Source organism: Niveispirillum sp. GW835-FHT14G11, assembly GCF_058793615.1.
Map to the genome: position 1 here is coordinate 83,445 of NZ_JBXAFZ010000013.1, position 23,824 is coordinate 107,268.

Below are 23,824 nucleotides of genomic sequence, written 5' to 3' on the forward strand. Positions count from 1 at the left end.
GAGCGATCCGACGGTCATGATCCATGACCGTCGGAGGCCGGCGACTGCCGGGCCGCGCCACGTGGCGCGTAAGCCAAGGGCGCGGATGCGCCCGCCCGGCGTTTGAGGGAACAAGCAAAACTTACATCTTCACCATGATCCGGGCGTAGGCGTAGGTGCCACGCACATCGTAGGAATAGATGTCGAAATTGATCGGGTTGTTGGCGGCCGATGCCGGCGGCATGCGGTCGAAGACGTTGTCGACACCCAGCGTGAAGCTGGTGCCGCTCTCCTCCAGCGTATAGCCCAACTGAAGGTCATGCATGAACACATCGGTCACATGGCCGCCATTGACGGCGTTGCCCGGGATGTCGCGCATGTCGCCGATATAGCGGGTCTTCCAGCCGGCATCCCAGGCCCCGCTGCTCCAGCGCAGCGATGCCTGGCCCTTCCAGCGGGGATATGACGAACGCGGCGTGTCGGACCGGCCGGTGCGTTCATCCTTCAGGACGGTGCCGTTGGCCTGCGGCACGTAATTGATGAAATGGATCAGGCGGGCGGCGTCCAGCACGGCGGTGACATGGCCGATCTCCGTGTCGAAGCCGTAACGCAGCGTGGCGTCCACGCCCTCCACCTTGATACGGCTGAAATTCTGCACCACTTGGCGCAGATTCAGGATCTCGCCTGTCGCGGCATCACGGCGCACCAGATCGCAATAGCTGCCACCCAGATTGGCGCAATTGTTCAGGATCTGCTGCGGCGTCTGCGAGGCGATGGCGTCATCGACGGTGATCGAATACCAGTCCGACGTGAGCGACAGCCCGTCCGCCCAGGCGGGGGTGTAGGAGAAGCCGGCACTCCAGGTATCGGCGGTTTCCGGGTCCAGATCGGTATTGCCGCCGATCGTGCCCTTCAGCAACCCGTTGCCATAGCGGGTCTGGGTATAGGCGGTGGGCACCCCGGCGCAGCCGGGCTTGCCGGCACCGCCATTGTTGCAGGGATCGGTGCCCTGGAACTGCGTCTCGCGCGTGCCCTGGTAATATTCCAGGATCGACGGCGCCCGGAACCCTTCGGAAAACGTGCCGCGCACCAGCAGATCGTCATAGGGACGATATGAGAGGCCGAACTTCGTCGTGCTGGCGCTGCCGAAGGTGGAATAGTCCGAATAGCGCACCGCCGCCGACAGGTCCAGCGACTGCACCGCCGGCAGATCGGCCAGCAGCGGCAGGTTCAGCTCCATATAGGCTTCGCGCAGATCGTACGAACCGTTGGTCGGCTCCCGCGTCGGGGCGGAGGTGGCGGCCAGGCCGGTCACATAGACCGGCGTGGCGTTCACACCGCGGTCGGGCCGGTCATAGGCGGTTTCCTTGCGATATTCCACACCGGCCGCCACGCCGACCTCACCCGCCGGCAGGTCGAACAGCGCACCGGAGATGTTGAAACTGGCATCGTACTGACCGGTGCCATTCTCGTCGCGGGAATTATAGCGGATATAGTCGGCCATGGCGGGGGTCATCACGCCGAACAAATCCACCGGCACGCAGCCATTGGCCCGGCAACGGTCATTGGGGCCCAGCGCCAGGGCCAGCTTGTCATAGCTGATCTGGTTGAACTGCTTGAACACCGCGTCGTTCTTGGAATAGCTGAAGAACGCGTCCCAGCGCCAATTGCCCATGAATTCCGTCTTGCCTTCCAGCCCCACGGTGCTGCGGAACGTATCGACGGTCTGGACATTGTTGCGGTCGCCCACCGCCTCCGGAACGATCTGGATGCGGAACGCACTGCCGGAAAAGGCCCGGTCATAGGGGTTGAACGGGTGGTCGGCAGCGATGGCGAAACCATTGCTGCCGCGCACATCCAGCAGGAAGGGCGAGAACAGCTGCGCCGATTCCCGCCGATTATAGAGCAGTTCGGCCTTGAACTCGATGCTGTCGGAAAGGTCGGTGGTGACGCGGCCGAACAGGCCCGCCCGCTCGCTGGGGCCGCCGGCATAGTTGCCCTGGACCATGGTGTTGTAATCGTCGTCGGGCAGACGGGCGGTACGGAAATCGGCGGCACTGGTGCCAGCCGCACCGGGTATGCGGGTCAGCGGGGATGCGGCCGTGGAAATGCCGTTCAACTGGTAAAGCCCGCGCGGGCTGGTCGGCGGGGCGGTCAGCGGGGTCAGGGCCCGGCGCGTCAGGGCCCGATCTTCGGTCAGGATCTTGGTGGTATCGACATAGGATGCCGACAGCAGGATCGATCCATTCTCGAAGCTCTTGCCGTAATTCACCTCCCCGCTGATCGACCGCCCGTCGCCTTCGCTGGTGATGCCGCTTTGCAGCTTGGCCTCGAACCCGTCCAGCTTCTTGGCTGTGATGACATTGACCACGCCGGCGATGGCATCGGCGCCATAGATGGCGGACGCCCCATCCTTCAGCACCTCGATCGTTTCCACGATGCCCATGGGGATGGTGTTCAGATCGACGAAGTCGCGGAAGCCGCGCCCGCCGGCGGCATTGACCCAGCGATGCCCGTCCACCAGCACCAGCACGCGGTTGCCGCTGCCTTCCACGCTGCCCAGATTGCGCAGGTTGATGGCGCTGACGCCGAAGGATGTCCCCTGGGTGCCGTTGGAATTCAGGCTGACGCCGGCGCCGGGCAGGTCCTGCAGCAACTGGCCGACGGAGATGGGGGCGGCGTTCAGGATGTCTTCGGCCGTGATGGTGGTCAGCGGCCCTACCGACAGCGCGTCACGCCGCACGATGCGGGAGCCGGTGACCACGATCTCATCCAACTGATCGGCATTGCCCGACTGGGCCAGAACTTGCGAAGGCGAGGCCAGCAGAACGGACAATAGAGCGAGGGAACTGCCGGCCATCAGGCGGGCCGCGCGACGTGATCTCATTGTTCTTTACCCCTGTTCCCTGGTGTCCGTCCGCGGCACATACGGCGGTCACCGAATTGATTGTGGGGTAACAGTAGGAACGTGTCGCGACCCATAACAACGACATGATATATCCCAATAGGGACATACCAGAACCCTTATGGGATGGCAGGTCGCGCGCCTTCTCCCGCACCTTTGGTTTCCTCAGAATATCGATGGCGGAGGGTGGGCCGATGAAGGTGAATATCCGTAATCTGGAGGCCTTCCGCGAGACCATGCGCACCGGGTCGGCCACGGCCGCCGCCCGTAAGCTGGGCATCAGCCAGCCGGCCATCAGCCGCCTGCTGGCGCAATGCGAGGAACAGGTGGGGTTCGACATCTTCCACCGCGAAAACGGCCGCCTGATCCCCACGCCGGAAGCGGCGATCCTGTTCGAGGCGGTGGACAATGCGCTCAACGGGCTGGGCCGCGTGACGCAGATGGCGGAGAACATCTCCGCCTTCCGCATCGGGGAGCTGCGCATCGTGGCCCCGCCCAGCCTGGTGGAAGGGCCGCTGGCGCGTGCCATCGCCAGCTTCATGAACCTTTACCCGGAAGTGCGGGTGACCATCGACCCGCGCGACCTGGACACGGCGCGCGAGCTGGTGGTGGGCCGGTCCTTCGACCTGGGTTTCTATCCGCCCGGCGTGCATCCGGGCCTGAAATACGAGAAGTTCATCACCACGGAGACGGTCTGCGTCCTGCCGCAGGGTCATGCGCTGACGGCGCTGGAGACCATCCGGCCCCAGGATCTGAAGGGCCAGCCGCTGGTGCTGACCGGCAAAGGCCGCTATTCCCGCGTGCTGGTGGAAGAGGCGTTCCAGCGGGCGAATGTCTATCCGGAGGTGCGGCTGGAAACCCACACGATCGGATCGGCCTGCATCTTCGCCAGCCTGGGCATCGGCATCGCCATCGTGAACGAGCTGATGGCCACCTCCTATGTCGGCCATGGGGTGGCCATCCGCCGCTTCCGTCCGCGCATCCCGCACGACTATGCCTTCATGACGGCGGAGAATGTGCCCCTGCCCAAGGCTGCGCAGGCCTTCATGGCCCATTGCCGGATATCGTTTGGCTGAGGGGACGCTTCACGCTGGACGAAAGGGGGCGTCACCATCGCATAATGCCGGCCCTTCCGTTCGGACCCAGGTGAAGGCAGCAAGCATGAACAACAAGATCGCGCATCTTTCTTCCATGAATCGCCGCCAGTTGCTAGCCGGCACCGCGTCGCTGGCCATGCTGGGGCTGGTGCCCGGAAGCGGTGCCGCCACCGGCGATGCCGGCGCCCAGGCCCAGGCTTTCCTGGACAAACTCAGCGACACGCTGCTGGCTTGGTATCCGGAGAATGCCACCCAACTGGGTATCGACAAGGATCGCCATGCGGGCCTGCGCGCCGCACTGGGCGACCGGTCGCTGGCGGGGATCGAGGCGCAGCGCGGTGTGGTGAAGCAGCAGCTGGCGGCGGTGAAGGCGCTGGACCGCACCGGCCTGTCATCGGAAATGCAGGCCAATCTGGAAGTGGCGCAGGCGTCCTTGGAACTGTCGGTCGCCGGCCATGGCTTCCGCTTCGGCGACATGGCCATGCTGAACCAGAGCTATTCCTACCGCAACAGCCCCTACGCCGTGGCCCAGAACCTGGGCGCCTTCGTGGAGGTGCCCGACTTCCTGACCAGCCAGCACAAGATCGAGGCCAAGGCGGATGCCGACAGCTACCTGTCGCGCCTGACCGCCTATGGCACGGCCTTGGATGCGGAGACGGAGCGGCTGCGGGCCGACGGTGGCCAGGGCTATTCGCTGCCCGACTTCCTGCTGGACAAGGCCATCGGCCAGATGACCCGCGCGCTCGCCATTCCCGTGGCCGAATGGGAGATCGTCAAGCATTTCAAGGCGGGGGCCAAGGCGGTCGGCCATGCCGGCGGTGCCGATGCCGCGCGCATCGCCACCGACAAGGTGCTGCCGGCGCTGAAGCGGCAATTGGCGGTGTTCGAGGCGCAGCGCAAGGGGGCGCGCAGCGATGCCGGCGTCTGGGCCCTGCCGCAGGGCAGTGATTACTATGCATGGTCGTTGAGTGCCGCCACCACCACCAGCCTGTCACCGGATGAGGTGCATGCCATGGGGCTGGCGCAGCTGAAGGAATTGCAGGGGCGCATGGACCCGCTGCTGCGCGCCCAGGGCCTGACCCAGGGCAGCGTGGGGGAACGCATGGCGGCGCTGGGCAAGGATCCCCGGTACCTCTGGTCGAATGACGACAAGGGGCGGGCGGAGCTGCTTTCCTATATCAACGGCCGCGTGGACGATATCCGCGCCCGCATGCCCCAGGCCTTCAACAATCTGGTGCCCGGCAAACTGGTGGTCAAGCGCGTGCCGGTCAGCATCGAAGCCGGGGCCCCCGGCGGCTATGCCAGTGCCGGGTCGATGGATGGCACGCAGCCCGGCTCCTATTACATCAACCTGCGCGACACCAGCATGTGGCCGCGCCACGCCCTGCCGACGCTGAGCTATCACGAGGGCATTCCCGGCCATATCTGGCAGGGGGAATATAGCTACAAACTGCCGCTGATCCGCACCCTGCTGGCCTACAGCGCCTATACCGAGGGCTGGGCGCTTTATGCCGAACAGCTGGCGGATGAGCTGGGCGTGTACAAGGAGGACCCGGTGGGCCAGCTGGGCTATCTGCAATCCATGGCGTTCCGCGCCTGCCGGCTGGTCGTGGATACCGGCATCCATGCCAAGCGCTGGACACGTCAGCAGGCCATCGACTGGTTCGTCACCAATAACGGCTCCACCGCCGTGCAGGTGGCGGGCGAAGTGGATCGCTATTGCTCCTGGCCCGGCCAGGCCTGCGCCTATAAGATCGGCCATTCCCAGATCAACCGCGTGCGTGACGATCTGAAGGCCAGGCTGGGGGCCGGGTACGATTTCAAGAAGTTCAACGACGCCCTGGTGATGACGGGCAATGTGCCGCTGTCGCGGCTCGGTGCGCTGGTGGAGGCGCGGCTGACGGCATGACCTGCCGCCTGCGACCATAAGGACGGTTTGGACATCGATAATCGCGGGTCATGGGCCCTTGTGCCTGTGGCCCGCGACGCCTACCTTACCCCCCATGCGCTTCCTGGCCACCCTTCTGCTGCTTGCGGCGTTCCTGATGAACGTCCCTGGGCTCCACGCCCGGGACCTGTCGCACAGCCATGCCGCTCCGGGACACGAGCATAGTCAGGCTGCGGTGGGCCATGCGCCCGCCGGCAGCTTCTCTACCGATTGCCACCATGAATGCAGCCACATCCATGTGGCCGACCATGTCCGTGCGGCGCGGGTGGTGGAACCTGTGGAATGGAGCGTGACCACCTATCCGGCCGCGGCCCCGCTGCTGCCCGACAGTGCCGATCCCACGCTGCCCGACGAACCCCCGCGCGCCTGACGAACCGATCCCCGTCACCGGTGCCTTTCGGCGCCTGAGATTCGTTCGTCATTCGCGGAGTATCCATGCGGCTGCCTTATGCGGTCGCCCTGGCGATATCCATCGCCGGGGCCCCGGCGGCATGGGCGCAAACAGCGCCCGCCGCCGTCTCCACCCTTCTTGAAACCACTGCCCTGCTGACACCGGAGCTGGCCATCGCCCGCGCGCTGGAATCTGCCCCGCGCGGTCTGGCGGCACGCGCCCGGCTGGACGCGGCCGGCGGCGCCGTCGATCAGGCCGACACCAGCCCCAATCCGGAGGTCGGGTTCGAGCTGGAGAATTTTTCCGGCTCCGGTCCTTACAAGGATTTCCGATCATCGGAACGGACCTACAGCCTGTCACAGACGGTGGAACTGGGGGCCAAGCGCGGTCGCCGGACCGATGCGGCCCGTGCCGCCCGTGACGTGGCGGCGGCCGACCTGGATCTGGCGCGGCTGGACCTGACCCGCGACGTGCGCCTGGCTTTCAGCGAGGCGGTGGCCGCAGCCCGGCAGGGGGAACTGGCCCGTGACGGGCTGCGTCTGGCCGTTGCGGTGGAAGACGCCATCAAGGCCCGGGTGGAGGCGGGGCGGGAGGCCCCCATCCAGGCCAGCCGCGCCGACATCGCCCGCCGGCAGGCACAGCTGGAGGTCGACAAGGCCGGCCGTCGCCAGATGGCGGCCAGACAGGTGCTGGCCGGGCTGACCGGGCTGGACCCGGCGGCCCTGCGCCTGGATGAGGGCTGGTTCAGCCGCATCGATCAGGTGGAGCCGCAGATGGCGGGCGAGGCGCCCGACCTGCGCCGGTTGCAGGCCGAAGCGGCGCGCGGCCGGGCGGAACTGTCGGTGGAACAGGCGAAGACCGTGCCCGACCTGACCCTGTCCGCCGGCTTCCGGCAGTTCAGGGAGGATGGGGAGAATGCCTTCCTGGTGGGGGTCTCTGTTCCCATTCCCATCTTCGACACCAACCGGGGCGGCATCGCCAAGGCGCGGGCCGAACTGGTGGCGGCGGAGGCCGATCTGGCCGCCGAGCGTATCGACCTTGACCGCCGGCTGACCGCCGCCCGCTTCAACCTGGCCGCGGCCCGCGACACGGCCGCCAGCCTGCAGGGCAGCATCATCCCCACGGCGGAACAGGCGTTTGCCCTGGCCGATGAGGGCTATCGACAGGGCAAGTTCTCCTATCTGGAGGTGCTGGAGGCGCAGCGCACCCTGGTTGGCGCTCGCACCGACCTGATCAACGCCTTTCAGGGCTTCCATGACGCGCGGGCCGAACTTGACCGGCTGACCGCCCAGGGCATCGAGGTGACCCGATGAATATTTCCAAGAAGACGCTGATCATCGGCGTGTCGGCCCTGGCCCTGCTGCTGGCCGGCGGTTACGCCATCTCCGCATTCACGTCCACGGACAAGCAAGCCGCAACCAAATCCGCCGACGGCCATGACCATGGTGAGGGCGAAGGCCATGACGAGCATGGGGAGGAAGGTGGCGCCATCCATATGGACGCGGCCACCATCACCCGGTCAAAGATCACCCTGGTGGCGGCCGGGCCGGCGCCCGTGTCCCGTGACATCCGCGTCATGGGCACGGTGGTGGCCGATGCCGACAGGATGGTGCATGTCACCCTGCGCGTGTCGGGCATCGTGACGGAGGTGCATAAGCGCCTGGGCGAGCCGGTCGCCCCCGGCGACGTACTGCTGGTGCTGGACAGCCGCGATCTGGCCGAGGCCAAGGCCGACTATCTCTCGGCCCTGCGCCAGGAAAGCCTGGCCGCCACCACCCTGTCGCGGGAGGAGGGATTGTGGCGCAAGAAAGTATCGGCGGAGCAGGATTACCTGACCGCCCGCGCCGCCGCTGAAACGGCCGCCATCACCCTGGCCGCGGCACGTCAACGCCTGACGGCGCTGGGCCTGTCCTCTTCCGAGATCAAAAATCTGGACAGGCAGCCCTTCAGCCTGGGCCGGCTGGAGGTCCGATCCCCCATCGCCGGCCGCGTCATCGGGCGCGAGGCGGTGCGCGGTGAGCTGCTGGCGGCGGAGAAGGAAGTGTTCTCCGTGGCCGATCTGTCCAGCGTCTGGGTGGAACTGCCTGTCTATGCCGCCGACCTGCCCCTGGTGCGGGAAGGCCAGCCCGTCAGCCTGACGGGGCAGGGCGGGCGCGCGGCAGACGGCAAGGTGGTGGCCGCCGGCGCCACGTTGGACCCGCAGACCGGGGCCGGCCGTGTGGTTGCCTCCCTGGACAACAGGGATGGTCAATGGCGGCCGGGCGATTTCGGGTCGGGCACGATCCAGGCGGGCGGGGAGATGGCGGACATCGCCGTTCCGGCCAGCGCGCTGCAGGTGCTGAACGGCGAAACAATGGTCTTCGTGCGCAATGATGAGGGGTTCGAGCCGCGGGTGGTGGAGGTCGGGCGGCGCAACAGCCGCCATGCCGAGATCATCTTCGGCCTGTTCGCGGGCGAGCAGGTGGCGGCGGGCAATACCTTTCTATTGAAGGCCGAGGCGTCGCGTGGGCAAGCCGCCCACAGCCATGCGCATTGACGGGAGGGGATGATGATCGAACCCATCCTGTCTTTCGCCATCCGGCGCCGCGTGCTCGTGGTGCTGCTGGTGGCCGTCGCCTCGATATTCGGGGCGCGGTCGCTGCTGCAGCTGCCCATCGACGCCGTTCCCGACATCACCAACAACCAGATCCAGATCACCACCCTGGCCCCCGCCCTGTCGCCGTTCGAGATCGAACAGCAGGTGACATATCCGGTGGAGACCGCGTTGGCCGGCATCGCCGGGCTGGAAAGTACCCGCTCCATCTCCGTCAACGGCCTGTCGCAGGTGACGGCCATCTTCGGTGAGAAGGTGGACATCTATTTCGCCCGCCAGCAGGTCGGCGAACGGCTGAACGAGGCGCGGGAAGGCTTGCCCCCCGGCCTGTCGCCCACCATGGGCCCGATCTCCACCGGCCTGGGGGAGGTCTATATGTGGACCGTGGAGTATGGTCCCTTCGATCCCGCCAGGGCCAGGGCCGGCCAGACGGGTTGGCAGCCCGACGGCTCCTACCGCACGCCGGAGGGGGAGATCCTGGCCAGCGAGGTGGAGCGGGCAACCTATCTGCGCACGGTCCAGGACTGGATCGTGGCGCCGCAGATGAAGGGTGTCACCGGCGTGGCCGGCATCGACACGATCGGCGGTCATGTCCGCCAGTATCACGTGCTGCCTGACCCGGTGCGGCTGGTCAGTTTCGGCCTGACCTTCGCCGACCTGTCCCAGGCGCTGGAACGCGCCAACCAGAGCCTGGGTGCCGGCCAGTTGGAGCGCAATGGCGAGTTGTTCATCGTGCGGTCGGACGGGCGCATCTCCACGCCCGAGCAGATCGCGGGCGTGGTGGTGGCCACCCGTCGCGGCGTGCCCGTGCGCCTGTCCGATGTGGCGACGGTGCAGACGGGCCAGGAACTGCGCACCGGTTCCGCCAGCGAGAACGGGCGCGAGGTGGTGGTCGGCACGGCCCTGATGCTGATCGGGCAGAACAGCCGCACCGTGGCCAACGCCGTGGACACCAAGCTGCAGGATATCCGCCGTTCCCTGCCCGCCGACATCATCGCCAAGACGGTGCTGGACCGCACCGATCTGGTGGGGGCCACCATCAGGACGGTGGCCAAGAACCTGACCGAAGGTGCCCTGCTGGTCATCGCGGTGCTGTTCCTGTTGCTGGGCAATATCCGCGCGGCCCTGATCACCGCCCTGGTCATCCCCGTCACCATGCTGATGACGGCGGCAGGCATGCTGGAGGCCGGGGTCAGCGCCAACCTGATGAGCTTAGGCGCGCTTGATTTCGGCCTGATCGTCGACGGGGCCGTGATCATCGCGGAAAACTGCCTGCGCCGGCTGGGGGAGCGTCAACACCATCTGGGCCGCGTCCTGACGCTGAAGGAACGGCTGGCGGAGGTGATGGGCGCATCAAAGGAGATGATCCAGCCCTCGGTCTATGGCCAGGCCATCATCATCACCGTCTATCTGCCGCTGCTGACCTTCACCGGTGTGGAAGGCAAGATGTTCGAGCCGATGGCCCTGACCGTCATCATCGCCCTGGTCGCGGCCTTCATCCTGTCTTTAACCCTTGTCCCCGCCCTGATTGCCCTCTTCGTGTCGGGCAAGGTGGAGGAGAAGGAGAACGCCATCATCCGCCGGGCCGGCATCTGGTATCGTCCGCTGCTGGAAAAGGCGCTGGCGGCACCTGTCCGGGCGGCCGGCATCGCCGGTGCCCTGTTCGCCCTGTCGCTGCTGCTGTTCACGCAGCTGGGCCAGGAATTCATCCCGCAGCTGGATGAAGGTGATGTGGCGCTGAACGCCTTCCGCATCCCCAGCACCAGCCTGGCCCAGGGCACGGCACAGCAGCTGGAGATCGAAAAGACCGTCGCCGCATTCCCGGAAGTGGCCTTCGCCTTTTCCAAGACCGGCACGGCGGAGATCGGCACGGACGTGATGCCGCCCGGCATCTCCCACATGTTTGTCATGCTGAAGCCGCGCGACGAATGGCCCGATCCCGGCCTGTCCAAGGCCGACCTTGTGGCAAGGCTGGAAGCGGCCGTGGGGGCGTTGCCCGGCCAGGTGTATGAGGTCAGCCAGCCCATCCAGCTGCGCTTCAACGAACTGCTGGCCGGCGTGCGCGGCGATGTGGCCATCAAGGTGTTCGGCGATGATTTCGACACGTTGCTGACCACCGCCAACCAGATCGCCGCCATCGTCCAGGCGGTGCCGGGGTCGGCCGATGTGCGCGTCGAACAGGTTTCCGGCGCCTCCTTCATGAATGTGGAGGTGGACCGCGACCGGGCATCCCGCTTCGGCCTGTCGGTGGCCGAGGTGCAGGAGGTGCTGGCCGTGGCCGTGGGCGGACGCGACGCGGGGCTGGTCTATCAGGGGGACCGCCGCTTCGACATCCTGGTGCGCCTGCCCGACAGCTTGCGCAACGATCCCGAAGCCCTGGCCACCCTGCCCATCCCGCTGCCGGCGGATGAGGCCGGGCAGGCCCGCACGGTGCCGTTGGGAGAGGTGGCAACGATCACCTTCACCGAGGGACCCAACCAGATCAGCCGCGAGAATGGCAAGCGCCGCATCGTGGTGCAGGCCAATGTCCGCGGCCGTGACATCGGGTCCTTCGTGACCGAGGCGCAGGAACGGCTGGCGGCCCAGGTACCGGTGCCGGCCGGGTACTGGGTCACCTGGGGCGGGCAGTTCGAAAACCTGATCGCGGCGCGTGAGCGGCTGTCGATCGTGGTGCCGGCCTGCTTCGCGCTGATCTTCCTGCTGCTCTACAGTGCCTTGGGCTCTGGCCGTGACGCCATGCTGGTGTTCAGCGGCGTGCCGCTGGCGCTGACCGGCGGCATCCTGGCGCTATTCCTGCGGGGCATGCCGTTCTCCATCTCCGCCGCGGTGGGAATGATCGCCCTGTCGGGCATCGCCGTGCTGAACGGGCTGGTCATGCTGTCCTATATCCGCCAGTTGCGCCTGTCGGGCATGGGGCTGGACCAGGCGGTGCGGGAAGGGGCCTTCACCCGGCTGCGTCCCGTGCTGATGACAGCTTTGGTGGCCAGCCTGGGCTTCGTGCCGATGGCGCTGTCCACCGGCGTGGGGGCGGAGGTGCAGCGGCCCATCGCCACCGTGGTCATCGGCGGCCTGATCACCGCCACCCTGCTGACCTTGATCCTGCTGCCCACCCTTTATCGCCGCTTCGCCGTCCCGATCCAGCCGGCCGACGCGGACGAGGTAGCGATGCCCGTCCCGACCATCCATTGAAGAGGAGAAGAACCATGTTGAAGCCGTTTCTGATCGCCGCCCTCATTGCCCTGATGCCCGCCGCCGCGATGGCGGCCGGGGACCATGACCATGGCCACGCCGCCAAGGGACCCCATGGCGGCCTTGTCCAGGATGTAGCAGGTTTGGAGGCCGAACTGGTCATCGGTACCGGCACCGTTGCCGTCTATCTGTCCGACCATGGCGCCAAGACCATCCCGCCCGAGGGGGTGCAGGGCAGCCTGCTGCTGACCCAGGGCACGGCCCGCGTGGGCACCATCACCCTGAAGCCGGCGGGCGACCGGCTGGAAGGTGCCGGCGCGGTACCGGCCGGCGCCGATATCGTGCTGAGCCTGCGCACCAAGGATGGCAAGGCGGATCAGGCCAAGTATGAGCTGGGCGGTCATTCGCACTGAGCGAGGGCCAGGCAAGGTGGGGGCTGACGCTTCCGCCTTGCCTTGGTATAAGCCCCACATCCTTTCAGAACCGCCTGCCGCACCCCATGTCCGTCATCGCCGTCGCCGCCCTGTACCGTTTCCACCCGCTGCCGCAGTTCCGCGACCTGCGTCAACCGCTGTTCGACATGATGGCGGCCCATGGCGTCTGCGGTTCGCTGCTGCTGGCCGATGAGGGGCTGAATGGCACCATCGCCGGTCCCGCCGACATGATGGGGCATGTGGTGGCGGAGATCGCCCGCATCGCCGGCCTGCCCGAACCGTTGCAGCCCTGCTGGTCCACCACCGACCAGCCCCCCTTCGGCAAGCTGAAGGTGCGGCTGAAGAAGGAGATCGTGACCATGGGTGTGGCGGGCATCGATCCGCTGCGCGCCGTCGGCACCTATGTGGAGCCGGAGGACTGGAACGCCCTGATCCGCGATCCCGATACCATCCTTATCGATACCCGCAACAGTTTCGAGGTTGGGCACGGCACCTTCAAGGGCGCGGTCGATCCCGGCACGGACAGTTTCGGCCAGTTCCCCGATTATGTGCGGCGTGAACTGGACCCGGCGAAGCACCGCAAGGTTGCCATGTTCTGCCCGGCGGTATCCGCTGCGAGAAGGCCACGGCCTATATGCTGGAACAGGGGTTCGGGGAGGTCTACCACCTGAAGGGCGGCATCCTGAACTATCTGGAACGGATCGGGCCGCAAGACAGCCTATGGGAAGGCGGCTGCTTCGTCTTTGACGAACGGGTGGCACTGGGCCATGGGCTGGTGCCGGTGAAGACGGACGCGCCCTGACGGCCTATCCCCGGTCCAGCCAGCCCGACAGGATCCGCACCCACAGCCGTCGCAGCCCCTCATGCCCCGGCGTCGGGCCGGCGGCCAGTTCCTGCATGGCCATGCCGCGCAGCATATAGATGGTCAGCACCATCAGGTCGGCCATCTCCGCCAGCCCATCCGGACCGGGGCGCAGGGTCACGCCCCAATTGCCGCCCGTGGCCGCCAGAAAGCCCGAGAAGATGGGGGCCAGCCGGGCCCGCAGCTCTGCATCCGTGCGGGCGGCCAAGGCCACCTCGAACAGCAGGTCGCGGTGGCGGCCGGTATAGAAGCGTGCCCAGGCCGCCTCGATCATCGCAGCCAGCCTGGCGTCGGCGGGCAGCGACGGGTCCGGGGTGGGCGGGGCCAGGGCGCGGGCGGCCTCCACCGCACTGTGCAGCAGCCCTTCGGCCGCCAGGGCCAGCATTTCCGCCTTGGTGTCGAAATGGTGGGCCCAGGCGCCGCGCGACACGCCAGCCCGTTCCAGGATCACCGACAGCGATGCACCGGCATGGCCATAATCGGCCAGCGCGTCCAAGGTGGCGGCGGCCAGCCGTTGCCGCATCTCGTCGCGCCGCACCGACTGGCTGCGCCGGGCCGGCTTTTCCTGTTCCGTCACGCTCATCATGCACCTGAAACATTCCCCGTTTTCATCATTGCCATAAAATCCGGCCCGATGTAAAAACAAACCAATCGGTCTGTTTTTGACCGTCGTCATAAAAGGGAGGATGGGATGGCAAACGAGTTCAAGCCCGGCCGGCTGGCGCGCAGCATGGCCTTCTATTCCGCCTATCACCGGCATCCGCATAACCGGCTGACCCATTATTTCGGGGTGCCGACCATCGTGTTCGCGGTGATGCTGGGCCTCTCATATCTGACCGTGCCGCTAGGCGGGATGCAGGTCAGTGTGGCCCTGGTCCTGATGGCGGTGCTGGCCGCCTATTACGTCTATCTGGACCCGATGATCGGCGGCACGCTGGCGGCCCTGTCGGTGCCGTTTCTGATGCTGGCCGATCATGTATCGACCCTGCCGCCGACCATCGCGGCCACCATCGGCCTGTCCACCTTCATCGGTGGCTGGGCGGTGCAGCTGTTGGGCCACAAGTTCGAAGGCAACAAGCCGGCTTTGACCGCCAATCTGTTGCAGATCTTCGTGGCACCCTTGTTCCTGGTGGCGGAAGGCTATTTCGCCGTCGGCCTGCGCCGGGAAGTGGAGGCCGAGGTGGAACGGCTGGTGGCCGATGGCATCGGCGGTGCCGGCGCCCTGAGCCTGCCGGCGCATCAGGGTTAAGATGCGACGTATCCTGATCGCCGGGGCCGGTTCCGTCGGCTGCTATGCCGGCGGGTGCCTGGCACTGGCGGGGCGGCCCGTCACCCTGTTGGGTCGCGCATCGCTGCTGGACCGGGTCGCGGCCGGCGGGTTGCGGGTCAGCGACCTGGACGGGCTTGACCGTCCGGTTCTGCCGCGGCCGGGTCTGCGGCTGGATACCGATCCCGCCGCCGCCATGGCGGATGCCGGTCTGATCCTGGTGACGGTGAAATGCGCCGATACGGCCGGGATGGCCGACCTGATCGCCACCCATGCCCCGCCCGACGCGCTGGTCATCAGCCTGCAGAACGGCGTGGGCAATGCAGGCATCCTGGCGGAACGGCTGGGGCGGGCCCGTGTGCTGGCCGGTATGGTGCCGTTCAACATCGTGCAACTGCCCGACGGCCGCTTCCACCGCGGCACCGGCGGGCGGATCATGATCGCCGCTGGTCACAAGGGCGTGTGTGCGGAACTGGACGTGCCGGGCCTGCCCGTGGCGGAAAGTGCCGACATGGACGCGGTGCTGTGGGGCAAGCTGCTGATCAATTTGAACAACGCGCTGAACGCCCTGTCCGGCCTGCCTTTGGCCCAGCAGCTGGCGGCGCGGCCCTGGCGATTGTTGCTGGCGCAGCAGCAATGGGAGGGGTTGCGGGCGTTGAAGCGGGCGGGGATCAAGCCGGCCAAATCGGCGGCCCTGGCGCCGCATCTGCTGCCCTGGCTGCTGTGCCTGCCCGACCCGCTTTTCCGGCTGGCGGCCCGGCGCATGCTGTCCATCGACCCGCTGGCCCGGTCATCGATGTGGGAGGATCTGGAGCGCCGTCGGCCGACGGAGATCGACCGGTTGCAGGGGGCGGTGATCGAGCTGGCCGAACGCCACGAGCTGGACGCGCCGGTCAATCGCCGGGTCCGGGATTTGATCCGGGCGGCGGAGCAGGCTGGGGCCGGATCGCCGGGGTTGGCAGCAGGGGCGGTTTAGGTCCCGATCAGCCCCAGTTCCGGACTCGACGCTTCGGCCCGCAACCGCTTGGGGATGCGACCCGCCAGCCTTGCCATGCGCCCGCCTTCCACGCCGGCGCGCATGGCAGCGGCCATCATTACGGGATCGATACTTTTCGATACGGCAGTGTTCAGCAGCACCGCGTCGCAGCCCAGCTCCATGGCCAGGGCCGCGTCGCTGGCCGTGCCGATACCGGCATCCAGCACGACGGGAACGAGGCTGTTCCGGCAGATCGTTTCGATATTGTAAGGGTTCAGGATGCCCAGGCCGGTGCCGATCGGTGCCCCCAGCGGCATGACGGCGGCGCAGCCGATATCGGCCAGCCGGCGGCAGATGATGGGATCGTCGGTGCAATAGGGCAGGACCACGAACCCGTCACGCACCAGCTCGTCCGCGGCGCGCAGCAACTGTTCCACGTCGGGATACAGCGTCTCGCGGTCGCCGATCAGTTCCAGCTTGATCCAGTTGGTGTCCATCGCCTCGCGCGCCAGCTGCGCGGTCAGCACGGCATCCTTCACCGTGGAACAGCCGGCGGTGTTGGGTAGCAGCCAGACTCGGCCTGCCACCAGATCCAGCAAGCCCTCGCCATAGCCGGTCAGGTCGGCGCGCCGGACGGAGACGGTCAGGATTTCAGCACCCGAGGCGTCCAGACTGTCCAGGAACACCTGCTGGTTGGGATAACCGGCGCTGCCCAGGAACAGGCGCGACCGGAAGCTTTGGCCGGCGATCTTCAGTGGATCCTTCATCTCAACCACCTTGCAGAACCTTGACGATTTCCACCCGGTCGCCGGGGGAGAGCACCGTATCGGCCCAGCGGCCGCGCGGCACGACACTGTCATTGACGGCCACGGCGATGCCGCGCGCACCCGCATCGATCCCGTCCGCCGCCATCACGGCGGTCAGGGCGTAATCGTCGGGCACGATGGTGCGGCCATTGATCATGATCATGTTTCCATCCTTCACGCCGCGCGGGCGGCGTTGAAACGGTCGGCCCCGAACGGGGCGATATGCGGGTCGGTGCGGCCCGTCAGGACCAGGGCGGATATTGCATCCGCCGTGATCGGGGCCAGCAGGATGCCGTTGCGGTGATGGCCGGTGGCCAGTACCAGCCCATCCAGGCCGGGAGCTGCCCCCAGGATCGGCGCATCATCGCGGCTTCCGGGGCGCAGGCCCGTCCACATCTCGCGGATGGGCAGTTCCTCCACCCCCGGCAGGGCGCGCCAGGCGGCGTCCAGCAGGGCCAGCACCCCGCCGGCCGTCATCTGGGCGTCGAACCCCTTCTCCTCCGTCGTCGCCCCGATGATCAGGGTGCCGTCGGCGCGGGGCACCAGATAGCATTTGGGCGCCCAGACGACATGGGTCAACAGCGGATGGGCCGGGTCCATGGCGAGCGACATCATCTGGCCCTTCACCGGCCGCACCGGCGGCGGGCTGGCCTGACCGGGCACCAGGCGCGACCAGGCGCCGGCGGCGATCACCACCTGATCGGCCGGCACCACCCGGTCGCCCAGCACCACGCCCCGCACGCGGCCGCCCTGCACATCCAGGCCCGTGGCCTCCACACCTTCATGCAGACGGGCCCCGGTCCGTTCCAGGGCCACGCGCAGCGCGGCGCTGGCCAGGCGGTTATCCACCTGCCCGTCCTTGGCGCTGTAGATGCCGGCGGCGGTGCGCGGGTTCAGGAACGGTTCCCGCTCCTTGGCCTGCGCGCCGGTCAGCCAGACAAGGTCCAGGCCCAGTCCGCGCTGGAACTCATAGTTCGACCGCAGCAGTTCCACCTCATCGCGGGTGCTGGCCACCACCAGCGTCCCCTCGGTCCGCAGGCCCACGGGCAGGCCGGTCAGCGCCGCCAGCTCCTGCGCGAAGTCCGGCCAGCGGGCCTGGCTTTCCAGGCACAAGGGCAGCAGGCGCTGTTCGCCCGGCTCCGCCTCCACGCCGGCGGCCAGCATGCCGGCGGCGGCGCGGCTGGCGGCTTGGCCGGCCTTGGCCTTCTCATAGATATCGACCCGGGCCCCGGCCTGGGCCAGGCGCCAGCCGATGGACATGCCGATGATGCCGCCGCCGATGATGGCGACGCGCGGCTTTTCCGTGGTGCGATGTAGCGTCATTTCCGCCTTCTCCCTTCGCCGGCATGACCCGGATCAGGTTCTATGGGTGTGATCTCAGCCGCGCGACCGGATAGGCCATGCGGCACCCCAGGGTCCATGCGCTATGTCATGGGCCTGTCATGGACGGATTGCAAGGGGATGAGGCCCAAGGGGATGCAACGCGGCAATTCCGCCCCGCCGGGATCGCGCTTGACCATTGGCCGCTCGCGCGCATATCTGCCCTATGAGGGACTTTGTGTCCCGTTCGCCTTCCTGAGCCCCGGAACTCCCCATGTCGCTGCTGCCCATCCTGACCATTCCCGACACCCGCCTGAAGACCAAGTGCAAGCCGTTGACCAATGTCGATGGCCGCGTGGTGGGCCTGATGGATGACATGCTGGAGACCATGTACAAGGCGCCGGGCATCGGTCTGGCCGCCCCGCAGATCGGGTTGCTGGAACGGCTGATCGTGGTGGATGTGTCGGAAAACCGCAGCGACGCCATGGCCATGGTCAACCCCGAGCTGCTCTGGACATCGGACGAACTGGCGGTGACCCAGGAAGGGTGCCTGTCCATCCCGGAGATCTATGCCGACGTGACGCGACCCAAGATGGTGCGCGTGCGCTATGTCGACCGGGCGGGTGAGGTGCGGGAGATGGATGCCGACGGGCTGCTGGCCACCTGCATCCAGCATGAGATCGACCATCTGAACGGCGTGCTGTTCATCGACCATCTGTCGTCGCTGAAGCGCAACATGATCCTGCGCAAGTACAACAAGGCGAAGAAGTAAGCACACCCGTTCCCCATAGCCCGGAAGGTTCCCCATGCCGCTGCGTCTCGCCTTCATGGGCACGCCGGATTTCTCCGTCGGTATTCTGGATGCCCTTGTCGCTGCCGGGCATGAGGTGATCGCCGTCTATTCCCAGCCGCCGCGGCCCGCCGGGCGCGGCCAGCAATTGCAGGCCGGCCCCGTGCATCGCCGGGCCGAAGCCCTGGGCATTCCGGTGCGCACGCCCAAAAGTCTGCGCAAGGCCGAGGAACAGGAGGCGTTTGCCGCCCTTGACCTGGATTGCGCCATCGTCGCGGCCTATGGCCTGATCCTGCCGCAGCCGATCCTGGATGCGCCGCGTCTGGGCTGCGTCAACGTGCATGCCAGCCTGCTGCCGCGCTGGCGGGGGGCGGCCCCAATCCAGCGGTCGATCCTGGCCGGGGATGCCGAAACCGGCGTGACCATCATGCAGATGGATGCCGGACTGGATACCGGCGCCATGCTGCTGACGGACAGGGTGGCGATCACACCCCGCATGAATGCCGCCGACCTGCATGATGCGCTGGCTGACATGGGCGCGCGGCTGATGGTGGAAGCACTGCCCGGCATCGCGGACGGTTCGCTGAAGCCGGTGCCGCAGCCGGAAGCGGGCGTGACCTATGCCGCCAAGCTGACCAAGGACGAGGGGCGGCTGGACCTGTTCCGCCCGGCGGCGGACCTGGACCGGCAGGTGCGCGGCCTGACCCCCTGGCCCGGTACCTGGATCGATCTGGCCAATGGCGAGAAGCTGAAGGTGCTGGAAACCCTGCCCGTGGAGGGCAAGGGCGAGCCGGGTACCCTGCTGGACGGGGCCCCCACCCTGGCCTGCGGCGAGGGCGCCTTGCGCCTGATCCGCGTGCAGCGGCCGGGCAAGGGACCGGTCGATGGCGGTGCCTTCCTGCGCGGATATCCGCATGGGATCGGGGGAAAGCTGATCGGTTGAAGCCGTCCAGGTTTTTTAATCGTCATCCCGGCGAAAGCCGGGACCCAGGGGCCACAAGCCCGACCTTTCCGCAGCGTTGATCGCCGCAAACCATACAAGTGTTTCCCCGTGGCCCCTGGGTCCCGGCTTTCGCCGGGATGACGAAAGAGGGGTGGGGGATATCGATCGAAGGTGCCCCCATGCCCCTGCCCAACCCGCCCCTGCTGCTGATCACCGACCGGACGCAGGCCGTGGGCGGGCTAGTGTCGGCGGTGGCGGACTGTGTGGCTGCCGGGTGCCGGTGGGTCAGTCTGCGGGAGAAGGACCTGTCCGCCGCCGAACAGGCCGATCTGCTGCGGGCGCTGAAGCCGCTGCTCGCCGATATCGGTGGTACCCTGACCGTGCATGGCGATGCGTCGCTGGCCCCGCTGTGCGACGGAGTGCATCTGCCCGACGGGGCCGACATCGCCGCCGTGCGGGCCCTGCTGGGGACGGATGCCCTGATCGGCGCCTCCTGCCATGACCGGGACGGTGTGATCGCGGCGGCACGGGACGGTGCCGACTATGCCACGCTCAGCCCGATCTTCCTGACGGCGTCCAAGCCGGGATATGGGCCGGCCCTGGGAACGGATATGCTGGCCGGGCTGCCCCTGCCCACCCTGGCGCTGGGCGGCGTGGATGCTGCCAATATCGGTGACTGTATCGCCGCCGGTGCGGCGGGGGTGGCGGTGATGGGCGGGCCGATGCGCGATCCGTCTGCCATGGCATCGCTGCTGGCTGCGACGCCGGGCCGCAAGCCCGGCATTTGACCGGCGGGGCCGCAGGGCCCCATATCAGCCGCATCTTTCATCCACCGAACGGCCCGTCATGAATGCCGCTTCTGCTTCCGGTCCCCGTGCCGTCGCCAACTGGCTGCTGTTCTGCGCCGGGATGGTGTTTGTCATGGCCATCATCGGGGCCATCACCCGCCTGACGGAAAGCGGCCTGTCCATCACCGAATGGAAGCCGATCACCGGCGCCCTGCCGCCCCTGAACGAGGCGCAATGGCTGGCGGAATTCGAGAAATACAAGCAGATTCCGGAATATCAGGTGCTGAACCGTGGCATGAGCCTGGCGGAGTTCAAGCAGATCTTCTTCTGGGAATGGTTCCACCGCCTGTGGGGCCGGCTGATCGGTGTCGCCTTCGCCCTGCCTTTGGCCTGGTTCGCCCTGAAGGGCTGGGTGACGCGGGCCATGCTGCCCAAACTGGTGGGCCTGTTCCTGCTGGGTGGGCTGCAGGGGTTCATCGGCTGGTTCATGGTGCAGTCGGGCCTGTCGGTGCGCACCGATGTCAGCCATTACCGGCTGGCCCTGCATCTTTCCATGGCCCTGATCCTCTATGGGCTGCTGATCCAGGCGGGGCTGGGCCTGCGTCATCCCGGTGCTGTCCATCGGCCCGACCGGGCGGGCTTGCGCCGCCATGGCTGGGCTGCCATGGCACTGGTGTCGGTCACCGTGGTCTGGGGGGCCTTCGTGGCGGGGCTGGATGCCGGTTTTGCCTATAACACCTGGCCGCTGATGAACGGGGATTTCGCGCCGCCGGAAATGTGGACCCTGTCGCCCTTCTGGCTGAACCTGCTGGAGAATACGGCGGCCGTGCAGTTTACCCATCGCTGGCTGGCCATCGCCACGGCGTTGGCCGTGCTGTCCTATGCCTGGCGGGTGGGGCAGCGGGCCGACTTGGCCGGCGTGGCCAAAAGTGCCGCGCTCTGGCTGGCGCTGGGCATCGGGGGACAGGTGGTGCTGGGGATTACCACCCTGCTGCATGGGGTCCCGGTGGCGCTGGGCTCCGCCCACCAGGGCGGGGCCCTGGTGGTCATCGCGCTGCTGATCCGGTCGATCCATACCTTGCGGCGATAAACAAAAAAAGCCCCCGCTGGATCACTCCGGCGGGGGCTTTCCTTTTGTACCAGACCTCAGTTCACCCGCGAACCCGTTCCCAGCAGGCCCCGGTTTTCCAGCAGCGCGTCGACCTTGGGCGGACGGCCGCGGAAGGCGACATAGGCCGCCATCGGGTCCTTGCTGCCGCCGGCGCTGTAGACCTGCTCATAGAGCTTCTTGGCCAGCTTGGGGTCGAAGATGTTGCCGGCTTCCTTGAAGGCATTGAAGCCGTCGGCGTCCAGCACTTCCGCCCACATATAGCTGTAATAGCCGGCCGAATAGCCGTCGCCGGAGAAGACATGGGTGAAATGCGGGCTGCGGTGGCGCATGACGATTTCCTTCGGCATGCCCAGCTTGGCCAGCTCCTCGCGCTCGAACGTGTCGGGGTCCAGACCCTTGGCATCGGTCAGGCTGTGATAGGCCAGATCGACCAGGGCGGAGGAAGTGTAGGAGACGGTGGCAAAGCCCTGGTTGAAGGTCTGGGCCGCCAGGATCTTGTCCAGCAGCGCTTTGGGGATCGGCTCGCCCGTCTTGTAATGCACGGCGAAGCGCTGGAGGATTTCCGGCTGCTCCACCCAATGTTCCAGGATCTGGCTGGGGAACTCCACGAAATCGCGCAGCACGGAGGTGCCGGAAAGCTGCGGATAGGTGACGTTCGACAGCATGCCGTGCAGGCCGTGGCCGAACTCGTGGAACAGGGTGGTGGCATCGTCGAAGGACAGCAGCGTCGGCTGGCCGTCGGCCCCCTTGGCGAAATTGTTGTTGTTCATCACGATGGGATGAACCACGCCGCCCAGCTTCTGCTGCTCCCGCAGGCTCGACATCCAGGCGCCGGAACGTTTGGTGGGACGGGCGAAATTGTCGCTGTAGAACACGGCCAAGTGCTTGCCGTTCCGGTCCTTCACCTCATACGCCTTGACGTCCGGGTGATAGCGGGGAATGTCTTTCAGTTCAGCAAAGGTGACGCCGAACAGCTGGTTGGCGGTGAAGAACACCGCTTCCATCATCTTGTCCAGCTGGAAGTACGGCTTGATCTCCTCCTCGTTCAGGTCGAACTTCGCCTTGCGTACCTTCTCGGCATAGTAATACCAGTCCCAGGGCTCGATCTGGATGTTCTGGCCCTCGCTGGCGGCCATCTTCTGAAGGTCTTCCTTCTCCTCCGCCGCCCGGACCTTGGCGGGTTCCCAGACCTGCAACAGCAGGTCGCTGACGGCCTGCGGGGTTTTGGCCATGGTATCGGCCATCTTGTATTCGGCAAAGGTCTTGTAGCCCAGCAGGTTCGCGCGCTCGATGCGGAGCTGCACGATCTCCTTGATGGCGGCGTTGTTGTCCTGGGCGTCGCCATTGTCGCCACGGGCGATCCAGGCCTTCCAGGCCGTCTCACGCAAGGTCCGGTTGGCGGAGAAGGTCAGGAACGGCTCGATGGAGGAGCGCGACAGGGTGATGACATATTTGCCGTCGTCACCGCGGTCCTTGGCGGCCTGGGCGGCTGCCTGCACCACGAAGTCGGGCAGGCCGGCCAGCTCGTCCTTCGACGTCAGGACCAGCTTGTATTCCTTCTCGTCGGCCAGGACGTTCTGGCTGAACTGGGTGGACAGCACGGCCAGGCGCTGCATGACGGCGGCCATGCGCTCGCGGTCCTTGCCCTCCAGCTTGGCGCCGGCGCGCACGAAATCCAGGTGGTAGCGTTCCAGGACGCGTTTCTGTTCGGCACTCAGCTTCAGGCTGTCGCGCTTGGCGTACATCGCATCGATGCGGGCGAACAGGGCGGCGTCCAGGTTGATGGCGCTGCTGTGCTTGGACAGGATGGGCGCCATTTCCCGCTGGATCTTCTGAAGCTGATCATTGGTGTTGGACGCGGTCAGGCTGCCGAACACACGCGACACGTTGCCCAGCAGGTCGCCACTCATCTCCAGCGCGTCGATGGTATTGGCGAAGGTGGGGGCGTCCTTGTTGTCGGTGATCGCCTTGATCTCCGCCAGATGGTCTGCCATGGCCTTGTCATAGGCCGGCTTGAAATGCTCCGGCTTAATGGCGTCATAGGGCGGAACGCCGAAGCGGGTGTTCCATTGATGGAAGAAGGGATTGTCGCTGGTCACCTTGTCCGTCTCCGCCTGCGCTACCTGGATGGCTGCGTCCGCCGCCTGCACCGTCACCGGGGCCATCGCCCCGACCATGGCCAGGATCAGGGCCGAAGCCCCATTCTTCAACAAAGTCTTCACTGCCTGCCCCCATTATTTTTGGATAGGGATTGTCCGAACCGACATGGGTCGGCCATCGGTCAACCGGTGACAAGGGGCGAAACATTTCCGTTACAATGAACAGGCCTATGTCCGGCAATTGTCATGGATCATGGCGGCTTATGCCGGAATGCCGGCTGGATGCGGGGGGACCGGGTCGTTAGGCTGGGCCCGATATTCCCTTT

The 23,824-nt window shown here is 66.6% G+C and carries 21 protein-coding genes and 1 riboswitch; of the genes, 15 read left to right on the forward strand and 6 right to left on the reverse strand.

Annotated features, from left to right (window positions below; all coding sequences use genetic code 11):
* Positions 1-121: 121 nt before the first annotated feature.
* The gene (locus AC1Q7F_RS22780; RefSeq protein WP_492510841.1) at positions 122-2,866 is read right to left on the reverse strand and encodes a TonB-dependent receptor plug domain-containing protein; all 2,745 of its coding nucleotides are present in this window, start codon (positions 2,864-2,866) and stop codon (positions 122-124) included.
* 212 nt (positions 2,867-3,078) lie between these two features.
* Here AC1Q7F_RS22780 and AC1Q7F_RS22785 point away from each other — a divergent pair, with 212 nt between their 5' ends.
* From AC1Q7F_RS22785 to AC1Q7F_RS22825, 9 genes are all read left to right on the forward strand, one after another.
* The gene (locus AC1Q7F_RS22785) at positions 3,079-3,960 is read left to right on the forward strand and encodes a LysR substrate-binding domain-containing protein (RefSeq protein ID WP_492510842.1); all 882 of its coding nucleotides are present in this window, start codon (positions 3,079-3,081) and stop codon (positions 3,958-3,960) included.
* 85 nt (positions 3,961-4,045) lie between these two features.
* Positions 4,046-5,890 carry a DUF885 domain-containing protein gene (locus AC1Q7F_RS22790; protein ID WP_492510843.1) on the forward strand — a complete coding sequence of 615 codons (1,845 nt, stop codon included), beginning with the start codon at positions 4,046-4,048 and terminating at the stop codon, positions 5,888-5,890.
* A gap of 136 nt (positions 5,891-6,026) precedes the next feature.
* Positions 6,027-6,299, forward strand: a complete 273-nt coding sequence (locus tag AC1Q7F_RS22795; protein WP_492510844.1) for a hypothetical protein — start codon at positions 6,027-6,029, stop codon at positions 6,297-6,299.
* Between the two features lie 65 nt (positions 6,300-6,364).
* On the forward strand, positions 6,365-7,633 hold the full coding sequence (locus tag AC1Q7F_RS22800) for a TolC family protein (RefSeq protein ID WP_492510845.1): 1,269 nt from the start codon (positions 6,365-6,367) through the stop codon (positions 7,631-7,633).
* Positions 7,630-8,856, forward strand: coding sequence for an efflux RND transporter periplasmic adaptor subunit (locus AC1Q7F_RS22805; RefSeq protein ID WP_492510846.1), 1,227 nt, complete (start codon positions 7,630-7,632; stop codon positions 8,854-8,856). The genes AC1Q7F_RS22800 and AC1Q7F_RS22805 overlap by 4 nt, the downstream gene beginning before the upstream one ends.
* A gap of 12 nt (positions 8,857-8,868) precedes the next feature.
* Positions 8,869-12,102 carry an efflux RND transporter permease subunit gene (locus AC1Q7F_RS22810; protein WP_492510847.1) on the forward strand — a complete coding sequence of 1,078 codons (3,234 nt, stop codon included), beginning with the start codon at positions 8,869-8,871 and terminating at the stop codon, positions 12,100-12,102.
* A gap of 14 nt (positions 12,103-12,116) precedes the next feature.
* Entirely contained in the window at positions 12,117-12,515 is a 399-nt protein-coding gene (locus AC1Q7F_RS22815; protein WP_492510848.1) for a hypothetical protein, read from the forward strand.
* A gap of 86 nt (positions 12,516-12,601) precedes the next feature.
* Positions 12,602-13,207 (forward strand): oxygen-dependent tRNA uridine(34) hydroxylase TrhO, encoded by a 606-nt coding sequence (gene trhO, locus AC1Q7F_RS22820; RefSeq protein ID WP_492510849.1) that lies wholly within the window; start codon positions 12,602-12,604, stop codon positions 13,205-13,207.
* Complete coding sequence (locus AC1Q7F_RS22825) at positions 13,171-13,338, forward strand: hypothetical protein (protein WP_492510850.1); 168 nt, start codon at positions 13,171-13,173, stop codon at positions 13,336-13,338. Before trhO ends, AC1Q7F_RS22825 begins: the two co-directional genes overlap by 37 nt.
* Before the next feature lie 4 nt (positions 13,339-13,342).
* On the opposite strand, the gene AC1Q7F_RS22830 is transcribed toward AC1Q7F_RS22825, so the two are convergent.
* Positions 13,343-13,984 carry a TetR family transcriptional regulator gene (locus AC1Q7F_RS22830; RefSeq protein WP_492510851.1) on the reverse strand — a complete coding sequence of 214 codons (642 nt, stop codon included), beginning with the start codon at positions 13,982-13,984 and terminating at the stop codon, positions 13,343-13,345.
* A 105-nt stretch (positions 13,985-14,089) separates the two neighbouring features.
* On the opposite strand from AC1Q7F_RS22830, the gene AC1Q7F_RS22835 reads away from it, so the two are divergent.
* Together AC1Q7F_RS22835 and AC1Q7F_RS22840 are read left to right on the forward strand one after the other, a co-directional pair.
* Positions 14,090-14,647 carry an Mpo1 family 2-hydroxy fatty acid dioxygenase gene (locus AC1Q7F_RS22835; RefSeq protein ID WP_492510852.1) on the forward strand — a complete coding sequence of 186 codons (558 nt, stop codon included), beginning with the start codon at positions 14,090-14,092 and terminating at the stop codon, positions 14,645-14,647.
* Position 14,648: 1 nt separating this feature from the next.
* Positions 14,649-15,641, forward strand: coding sequence for a 2-dehydropantoate 2-reductase (locus AC1Q7F_RS22840; RefSeq protein WP_492510853.1), 993 nt, complete (start codon positions 14,649-14,651; stop codon positions 15,639-15,641).
* On the opposite strand, the gene AC1Q7F_RS22845 is transcribed toward AC1Q7F_RS22840, so the two are convergent.
* The 3 genes from AC1Q7F_RS22845 to thiO all read right to left on the reverse strand — a co-directional run bounded on the left by AC1Q7F_RS22845 (position 15,638) and on the right by thiO (position 17,770).
* On the reverse strand, positions 15,638-16,408 hold the full coding sequence (locus tag AC1Q7F_RS22845; protein WP_492510854.1) for a thiazole synthase: 771 nt from the start codon (positions 16,406-16,408) through the stop codon (positions 15,638-15,640). The two genes, AC1Q7F_RS22840 and AC1Q7F_RS22845, sit on opposite strands and share 4 nt — an antisense overlap.
* A 1-nt stretch (position 16,409) precedes the next feature.
* Positions 16,410-16,610 carry a sulfur carrier protein ThiS gene (thiS, locus tag AC1Q7F_RS22850; protein WP_492510855.1) on the reverse strand — a complete coding sequence of 67 codons (201 nt, stop codon included), beginning with the start codon at positions 16,608-16,610 and terminating at the stop codon, positions 16,410-16,412.
* Positions 16,611-16,621: 11 nt separating this feature from the next.
* Complete coding sequence (gene thiO, locus AC1Q7F_RS22855) at positions 16,622-17,770, reverse strand: glycine oxidase ThiO (protein ID WP_492510856.1); 1,149 nt, start codon at positions 17,768-17,770, stop codon at positions 16,622-16,624.
* A riboswitch (TPP riboswitch) is annotated at positions 17,763-17,870 on the reverse strand. (Overlaps the previous gene by 8 nt.)
* A 171-nt stretch (positions 17,871-18,041) precedes the next feature.
* Between thiO and def the strand changes: the two genes are divergently transcribed.
* From def to AC1Q7F_RS22875, 4 genes are all read left to right on the forward strand, one after another.
* Positions 18,042-18,539 (forward strand): peptide deformylase, encoded by a 498-nt coding sequence (def, locus tag AC1Q7F_RS22860; RefSeq protein ID WP_492510857.1) that lies wholly within the window; start codon positions 18,042-18,044, stop codon positions 18,537-18,539.
* Between the two features lie 34 nt (positions 18,540-18,573).
* The gene (gene fmt, locus AC1Q7F_RS22865) at positions 18,574-19,500 is read left to right on the forward strand and encodes a methionyl-tRNA formyltransferase (protein ID WP_492510858.1); all 927 of its coding nucleotides are present in this window, start codon (positions 18,574-18,576) and stop codon (positions 19,498-19,500) included.
* A gap of 179 nt (positions 19,501-19,679) precedes the next feature.
* Positions 19,680-20,288: a thiamine phosphate synthase gene (locus AC1Q7F_RS22870; protein ID WP_492510859.1), complete on the forward strand. Its 609-nt coding sequence runs from the start codon at positions 19,680-19,682 to the stop codon at positions 20,286-20,288.
* A 58-nt stretch (positions 20,289-20,346) separates the two neighbouring features.
* The gene (locus tag AC1Q7F_RS22875; protein WP_492510860.1) at positions 20,347-21,378 is read left to right on the forward strand and encodes a COX15/CtaA family protein; all 1,032 of its coding nucleotides are present in this window, start codon (positions 20,347-20,349) and stop codon (positions 21,376-21,378) included.
* Positions 21,379-21,434: 56 nt separating this feature from the next.
* On the opposite strand, the gene AC1Q7F_RS22880 is transcribed toward AC1Q7F_RS22875, so the two are convergent.
* Positions 21,435-23,609 (reverse strand): M3 family metallopeptidase, encoded by a 2,175-nt coding sequence (locus AC1Q7F_RS22880; RefSeq protein WP_492510861.1) that lies wholly within the window; start codon positions 23,607-23,609, stop codon positions 21,435-21,437.
* Positions 23,610-23,824 lie beyond the last annotated feature (215 nt).